Genomic DNA, 5,672 nt, shown 5'->3' with positions numbered 1-5,672 from the left:
CTGCTTGGGCTCGACGGCTATTGCGCGGCGACGCCGACCGACCATCGCGCCGGGGATATTCGGCATGTACTTGCCGGACGGCTGATGGCCGCGCTCGCTTTCGTCGAGACGCCTGATTGGGTGTGGTTCGAGCAGGGCCTGGCCTACGATAACGCACGCCTGCCGCAGGCGCTGCTGGCGACCGGGATGGCGACGAAAACACCGGCCTTTGTCGATGCCGGGTTGAGGTCGCTGCGCTGGCTGAGCATTCGACAAACCAATGCGCTCGGAAACTTCCGTCCTGTGGGTAGCAAAAGCTTCGGTGAACTGCGGCAGGCGCCCCGCGCCTTCGATCAGCAACCTTTGGAAGCGGCTGCGACGATCGCGGCCTGCCTTGCCGCATGGCGGGCCGAACGCGACGCAAATTGGAAGGCGCTGGCTCACAGCGCGTTCGCCTGGTTCCTCGGCGCCAACGATCTGTCGTTGGCGCTGGTTGATCTGGAGACGGGGGCCTGCCGCGACGGACTTCACCCCGATCGCGCCAACGAAAACTGCGGTGGGGAATCGTCGGTGTGTTATCTGCTCGGTCTCGCGGAGATCCGTCAGTCAGCACGCGCCGCCACCGGACTGACGAGGGCCGGGGCGCTGCGCGCCATGGGCAACTGAAAATTGAGCAACTGAAAATTGGGCTCCTGATGAGCCCTCATCGCCGCCGAGAAACTGAGGAAATTTTGTCACAAGCTCCCTTTCTAAATCGTCAGGCGCTGTATCTACGGCCGGACCCGGCGCGGGTCATCGTCCGTCCGTTCAAACCTGCGATCGAACCGCGCGATCTCAACCCGACGGATCAGACCCGTGCCAATCACATCGTCGACCGGGTTTTGGCGCTCGATGCCGACAGCGTCGCCGAACAACTCGCCGATGTTCTCGACAACTTCCTCGGCCGGCATCGCAACCTGCTGGAAAAATTCGAGGCTCGTGCGGAAGAGATGGACTGCGCGCTGTCAACGCACGATGCCTTTTCCAAGACCCAGCGCCAACTAATCGGCGCCTACTTTCTGGCCGAATATTCGTTCGAAGCGTCCGCGTTGTTCAACCCGAGTATCGTGCCGCATCCGGATCAGTCGGACGCGCCGCAGGGTGGTCTGCGCTTCATTCTGAGCCTGCGTGCCGTCGGCGAAGGCCACGTCTCGGCGCTGACGTTCCGCTCCGGCACGATCGCGGCCGACGGCGGCCTGACGGTCGATCCGACGGCGCGGCTCGCCTCGACGCCCCGGGTTTCGCAACGCCATTCGGTGCCGGAGGGCGAGGATGTACGCGTTCAGTTCAACCCCGACGAACACCTCAGCGAGCGCGTGATCTTTCCGGTGACCGCGGCGCAATCGAACGGCATCGAGGACGCGCGCTTCGTCAAATTCGACGACGGCCGTGATGCCGCGACCTATTATGCGACCTATACCGCGTACACCGGGCGGGCCATTCGATCCGAACTGATCGAGACCAGCGACTTCGTGTCGTTTCGGATGAGACCTCTGAGCGGCACTGCTGCACAGAACAAAGGGATGGCGCTGTTCCCGCGCAAGATCGACGGCAGGTTTGCCATGATCGCGCGCCAGGACAACGAGAACCTGTATCTGATCTACTCGGACGACCTGTCCGTTTGGAACGGCGGCCAGGCCGTCTTGAAGCCGCAGTTTCCTTGGGAGTTCGTCCAGATCGGCAATTGCGGGTCTCCGATCGAACTCGACGAAGGCTGGCTCCTGTTGACGCACGGCGTCGGTCCGGTTCGCAAATACTCGATCGGCGCGGCATTGTTCGACAAGGACGACCCGTCCAAGCTGCTCGCCCGCTCGCGCGAGCCGCTGGTGCGGCCTGAACCGTCGGAGCGCGAGGGCTACGTCCCCAACGTCGTGTACACCTGCGGTGCGATGCGGTACGACGACCAGATCATTCTGCCTTACGCGGTGTCGGACACTTACTCGAGTTTTGCGACCATCAAGATCGCGACTCTGTTGCAAGCACTGAGCTGATGATGGCTCCCACGCCGGAGCGCGGTCTCGACCGAGTCGCAAAGGAAGCGCAATGAACGAGCGGCTCGAGATGCTGAAGAAGGCCCGTGAGCGGATGCTGACCGACCGCGACGCGCACGCCAAGGTGTTGGCGGCGCCGTTCGATCGCGAAAATGCCGAGCGCGCCCGCAACAAATTCATCGAGCTGCAGGCGCTGGTCGAGGCGCTCGGTCGCGCCATCGCCGCCGAGACGTCGGTTTCGCTGGGGGCTGAAGCCGGCTAGCTACTAATCGGGATCGCGCGGCGAAGCGGCCCGCCGCTTCGCAAGAAAAAACGGACTTGGTCCACTTACACCGCTTCGTTCTTCAGCCCGAAAGCACAGGCGTCGCGGCACAGCACCGGCGACACCATGTTGATCAGCTTCGCTGCAGCTTGATCGACGTTCAGGCGCGCGGTGTCGAGGACGCCGGCGGCGCGGGCGTAGAGTGGCTCGCGGCTTTGCAGGATGGTGCGGAGTTCCTGCATCGCCGCGCGGTCGTCGGCCATCGGGCGCAGATCGCCCTGGCGGCGGACGCGGGACATGTGCTCTTCGGGTTCGGCTTTCAGCCAGATCGTGTAGAACGACGACAGGATCTGATCGAAAGTAATCGCCTCGGAGACGATGCCGCCGCCGGTGGCGAGCACCATCAGCTCCTTGCGGGCCAATAGCTGGTTCAGCGCCGACTGCTCCATCCGGCGGAAACCTTCCTGGCCGTACAGCGCGATGATCTCGGCCACCGACAGGCCGTTCTGCGCCTCGATTTCCTTGTTCAGCTCGACGAAGCTCCAGCCGATCTTGTCGGCGAGGATGCGGCCGAGCGTCGACTTGCCGGCGCCGCGCAGCCCGATCAGCGCCACGCCATGGAAGGCGTTCGCCCGCCGCGCGCCGGCGCCGAGCCGCCCCATGCCGGACAGCACGTCCTTGGCGTGGGCGATCTGCACCGGGCTGGCGCGGCGCACCAGATCGCGGATCACCGGCCAGTCGATCGACGCATCGCCGGACGGCAGGAGATCCTCGAGCGGCGTCGCCAGCGCGTCGGAGACGCGGCGCAGCAGCATGATCGAGACGTTGCCTTTGCCGCTTTCCAGCTGGGCGATGTAACGTTCGGAAATCCCTGAGACTTTCGCCAGCACCTTGCGCGACATGCCGCGCAGCCCGCGCAGCGTGCGGACCCGCTGGCCCAGTTCCAGCAGGAAGTCGGTGTCGGAATCGGCCTGTTCGGGCGTTTCGTGAAGTGCGCTCATTGGTTGAATCATAGTGCCGTGCAGGATTGACAGCAACCCGCCGCGGTGGCTTCTTATGCATTATAATTCTAATGAACTATAATTCCAAAGGGGAGGGCGCCATGAAGCTTGGCGGTACCGAGCGATGCACGGGATGACCGGGGCTGGGTCGTACAATGCGGTGAGCTGGCTGCTCGACCGCAATGTCACCGAAGGGCGGGGCGACAAGCTCGCCTTCACCGACACGGTGTCGGAGCTGAGCTACTCAGCGCTGCAGGCGCAGACCTGTCGCGCCGCGCATCTGCTCCGCCGGCTCGGCGTCCGCCGCGAAGAACGCGTGGCGATGATCATGCTGGACACGATCGACTTCCCGGTCGTGTTCCTCGGCGCGATCCGCGCCGGCGTGGTGCCGGTACCGCTCAACACGCTGCTGACCGCCGAGCAATACGCCTACGTGCTGGCCGACTGCCGCGCTCGCGTACTGTTCGTCTCCGAAGCGCTGTATGCGGTGGTGAAGGACATCCTCGCTGGACTACCCGATCTCGCGCATGTCGTGGTCTCGGGCAGCGACGCGCACGGCCATCTCAAACTCGCCAACGAACTGGCGCGCGAGACGGACAGCTTCGAGACCGCGCGCACCCACGCCGAAGAGCCGGCGTTCTGGCTGTACTCATCGGGATCGACCGGCATGCCGAAGGGCGTGCGGCATCTGCATGCCAATCTCGCCGCCACCGCCGAGACCTACGCCAAGCAGGTGCTGGGTATCCGCGAGGACGACGTCGTGCTGTCGGCGGCGAAGCTGTTCTTCGCCTACGGGCTCGGCAACTCGCTGACTTTCCCGATGTCGGTCGGTGCTACCACCGTGCTGAACACCGAGCGGCCGACACCGGCGGTGATCTACAGACTGATGCAGCGCTACAATCCGACGATCTTCTGCGGCGTACCAACACTGTTCGCAGCGATGCTCAACGATCCGACGCTGAAGAGCGAGACGGCAGGCACAAGGCTGCGGATCTGTACGTCGGCCGGCGAAGCGCTGCCGGAGTCCGTCGGCCTCACCTGGAAGGCGCGGTTCGGCGCCGACATTCTGGACGGCGTCGGTTCGACCGAGCTGCTGCACATCTTCCTGTCCAACGCCCCGAACGACATTCAGTACGGTTGAAAAGGACGGCCAGTGCCCGGCTACAAGGTGCGGCTGGTCAACGAAGCCGGCGCCGACGTTGCCGACGGCGAGGTCGGCGAACTGCTGGTCGATGCGCCGTCGGCCGGCGAGGGCTATTGGAATCAGCGCAGCAAGAGCCGCTCGACATTCGAGGGCCACTGGACCCGCACCGGCGACAAGTACACGCGCGACGCCAGCGGCCGTTACACCTTCTGCGGCCGCGCCGACGACATGTTCAAGGTGTCGGGCATCTGGGTGTCGCCGTTCGAGGTCGAAAGCGCACTGATCACGCATCCGGCCGTGCTCGAAGCCGCGGTGGTGCCCGACGCCGATTTCGACGGCCTGCTCAAGCCGCGCGCCTACGTCGTGCTCCGCGAAGGTTTTGCCGCGGACGGCCTGTACGAGCAACTCAAGGATCACGTCAAGCAGAAGGTCGGGCCGTGGAAATATCCGCGCTGGATCGAGGTGGTGACGAGCCTGCCGAAAACCGCGACTGGCAAGATCCAGCGCTTCAAACTGCGTGAGGGGGCGCGGTGATCGGCGATGCGGCTGTTTCGGCCGCTAACCACACATCTCGCCGTCATCCTGAGGCGCCGTCGCGCAGCGACGGCCTCGAAGGATGGGTCACACGGAGTGCGCGGCCGCATCCTTCGAGGCTCGCCGGAGACGGCGAGCACCTCAGGATGACGATGCTGTGCTCGCGATTAGCAAGCAGAGGGGTGGGGCAATGACCGTGCTCCAGTCCTCCGGGCACCTCACCATCGGCGATCATCAGCTCGAATATCGCATGATCGGCCCACAGCCATCCGAGGCGCCGACGCTGGTGCTGCTGCATGAAGGGCTGGGCAGCGTCGGGCTATGGGGCGATTTTCCCGACAAGCTCGCCGCGGCGACCGGCACCGGCGTGTTGGTGTATTCGCGCGCCGGCTACGGCCAGTCGAGCCCGGCCGAATTGCCGCGCAAGGTCGACTACATGCACCGCGAAGCGCTGGATGTGCTGCCGCGCGTCCTCGACGGGATCGGCTTCCGACGCGGCTTGTTAGTTGGTCATTCCGACGGTGCCTCGATCGCCGCGATCTACGCCGGCGGCGTGCCGGATCATCGCGTCCGCGGCGTCACGCTGATCGCGCCGCATTTCGTCGTCGAGGACGTCTCGGTCCAGTCGATCGCCGAGATCAAGCAGGCCTACGAGACCACCGAACTCCGCGCCAAGCTGGCGAAGTGGCACAAGCAGGTCGACAACGCTTTCCGCGGCTGGA

At 64.7% G+C, this 5,672-nt stretch carries 4 protein-coding genes and 2 pseudogenes; 5 read left to right on the top strand and 1 reads right to left on the bottom strand.

From position 1 onward, the window contains the following. The 3 genes and pseudogenes from I5M_RS23790 to I5M_RS23780 all read left to right on the top strand — a co-directional run. Positions 1 to 645 (top strand): annotated as a pseudogene (locus I5M_RS23790) (glycosyl transferase family 1); the annotation flags it as partial. 65 nt (positions 646 to 710) lie between these two features. Continuing rightward, positions 711 to 2,009, top strand: coding sequence for a glycoside hydrolase family 130 protein (locus I5M_RS23785; protein ID WP_022723679.1), 1,299 nt, complete (start codon positions 711 to 713; stop codon positions 2,007 to 2,009). 52 nt (positions 2,010 to 2,061) lie between these two features. Further along, complete coding sequence (locus I5M_RS23780) at positions 2,062 to 2,271, top strand: hypothetical protein (protein WP_022723678.1); 210 nt, start codon at positions 2,062 to 2,064, stop codon at positions 2,269 to 2,271. A 65-nt stretch (positions 2,272 to 2,336) separates the two neighbouring features. Here I5M_RS23780 and I5M_RS23775 read toward each other — a convergent pair whose 3' ends face one another. Continuing rightward, positions 2,337 to 3,272 (bottom strand): helix-turn-helix transcriptional regulator, encoded by a 936-nt coding sequence (locus I5M_RS23775; protein WP_022723677.1) that lies wholly within the window; start codon positions 3,270 to 3,272, stop codon positions 2,337 to 2,339. A 124-nt stretch (positions 3,273 to 3,396) separates the two neighbouring features. On the opposite strand from I5M_RS23775, the pseudogene I5M_RS30525 reads away from it, so the two are divergent. Continuing rightward, positions 3,397 to 4,950, top strand: a pseudogene (locus tag I5M_RS30525) (benzoate-CoA ligase family protein). 190 nt (positions 4,951 to 5,140) lie between these two features. After that, positions 5,141 to 5,672, top strand: a 532-nt coding sequence (locus I5M_RS23765; protein WP_022723676.1) for an alpha/beta fold hydrolase, incomplete at its 3' end; no start/stop codon positions are given.

The organism is Rhodopseudomonas sp. B29 (assembly GCF_000333455.1).
Lineage (GTDB): Bacteria > Pseudomonadota > Alphaproteobacteria > Rhizobiales > Xanthobacteraceae > Rhodopseudomonas.
Note: the sequence above shows the minus strand (reverse complement) of the source record. Positions and strands in the feature narration are given on the sequence as shown.

Excerpts from the sequence above, each read along its gene's own strand:
- I5M_RS23775 (WP_022723677.1), bottom strand. The coding sequence starts at position 3,272 with ATGAGCGCACTTCACGAAACGCCCGAACAGGCCGATTCCGACACCGAC.
- I5M_RS23780 (WP_022723678.1), top strand. The coding sequence starts at position 2,062 with ATGAACGAGCGGCTCGAGATGCTGAAGAAGGCCCGTGAGCGGATGCTG.